The sequence below is a fragment of the Kitasatospora sp. NPDC093558 genome, from assembly GCF_040683475.1.
GTDB lineage: Bacteria > Actinomycetota > Actinomycetes > Streptomycetales > Streptomycetaceae > Kitasatospora.
On sequence record NZ_JBFBDY010001046.1, the window covers coordinates 1 to 1655 of the forward strand.

Consider the following 1655-nt stretch of genomic DNA (forward strand, 5'->3'; position numbering starts at 1 on the left):
GCGGCGATGGACAGGCCGAGGCCGCTGGAGCCGCCGCCGCTGTGGAAGCGCTCGAACAGGGAGGCGGCCTGCTCGGGCGGGATGCCGGGGCCCGCGTCGTCGACGGCGACGGTGCCGTCCGGGGCGACGGTGATCTCGACCTCCGCGGGCAGGCCGGGGCCGTGGCCGTGGGCGAGGGCGTTGCCGAGCAGGTTGGCGACGGCGCGGCGCAGCAGGCCGGCGTCGGCGAGGACGATCACGGGCTCCGCCCGGACGGCGACATGGTGCCCGTCGGCCGGGGTGTCGGCGACGACGGCGTCGACGAGCTGGTCGAGCCGCAGCGGCTCGCGGTCGAGGGGGACGGCGCCGGCCATCAGGCGGGCGCGGGTGAGGAGGTCGTCGACGAGCTCGCTCATGCGGGTGGACTGGCGCAGCGTGCGGCGCAGGATCTCGGTGGTGTCCGCCTCGCCGCGCAGGCCGGTCTCGGCGAGGACGCGGACGGAGGCGACGGGGGTGCGCAGGTCGTGGGCGGCGTCGGCGAGGAACGCCTCCTGCTGGTCGAGCGCGGTGAGCGCGGGGCGCACGGCCCGTCCGGCGAGCCAGTGGCCGGCCAGGGCGGAGAGGGCCACGAGGACGGCGCAGGCGGCGGTGAGGAGCAGGGTGAGGCGGTCGTGGTCGGCCAGGTTGCCGGAGATGTCGACGGCGGCGACGGCCACGGTGTCCGCGGAGTCCTGGTTGGGGCCGGTGAACGGCTGGGCGGAGAGCCGGAGTTGGTGGCCGTTGGGTGCGGTGGTGGTGAGCCGGACGACGTCGCCCTCGCGCGCGGCGTCGTCGGCGGCCGTCTGGTAGGCCTCGGCGGGGACGGTCACGCAGGCGCGGTGAGGGCGGGCGAGGACGGTCATCTTCTCGGCGGTGCCGGTGAAGAGCGTCACGGGCGGGCAGTCGTAGCCGCCCTCCTTGGGCTCGGGGTACTCCAGGGCGCCCTGCTCGTCGTAGTGCAGGTCGGCGGCGAACTCGCTGGTCCGCACCTTGAGGTCGGAGTCGACCTGGGAGCGCCAGGCATCGTCGTCCGCGTGCACGGCGACGACCGCCATGCCGATCAGGCCGACGGCGCTGACCAGGGCGAAGAGCAGCGCGATGCGGCGGCGCAGGCGGCGGATCCGGCCGGCCGGGGTGGGCGGGACGTCCCCGCGCAGGCGGCGCACGGCCGCTCGCACGCCCCTGGTGCCTGCGGGTCTCAAGCCTGCGACTCCAGCCGGTAGCCGACGCCGCGCACGGTGTGGATCAGCGCCGGCTCGCCGAGCTTGCGGCGCAGCTGGGAGACGAGCACCTCGACGACGTTGGAGTTGGGCTCGGTCAGCTCGTCCCAGCAGCGCTCGATGAGCTCGGCGCGGCGCACGGCCTCGCCGGGGCGGGCGGCGAGCGTCTCCAGGACGGCGAACTCCTTGATCGTGAGGGTCAGCAGGACGCCGTCGCGGTGCACGGTGCGCCGGGCGGTGTCGATCTCCAGGCCGCCGAGGCGCACCACGGGCGGGCGGGCGACGGTGGTGCGGCGGCACAGGTTGTGCACGCGGGCCACCAGCTCGGGGACGGCGAAGGGCTTGACCAGGTAGTCGTCGCCGCCGGTGGCGAAGCCCTCGACCCGGTCGGCGACGGTGTCGCGGGCGGTGAGGAAC

General features: G+C 75.9%; 2 protein-coding genes. Both read right to left on the reverse strand.

What is annotated here, in order from left to right; translation table 11 throughout:
• A partial coding sequence (locus tag AB0O00_RS38305; protein ID WP_363659305.1) for a HAMP domain-containing sensor histidine kinase occupies positions 1–1196 on the reverse strand: 1196 nt, incomplete at its 3' end.
• 20 nt (positions 1197–1216) lie between these two features.
• Positions 1217–1655: response regulator transcription factor (locus tag AB0O00_RS38310; RefSeq protein ID WP_363659306.1), on the reverse strand; the 439-nt coding region annotated here is incomplete at its 5' end.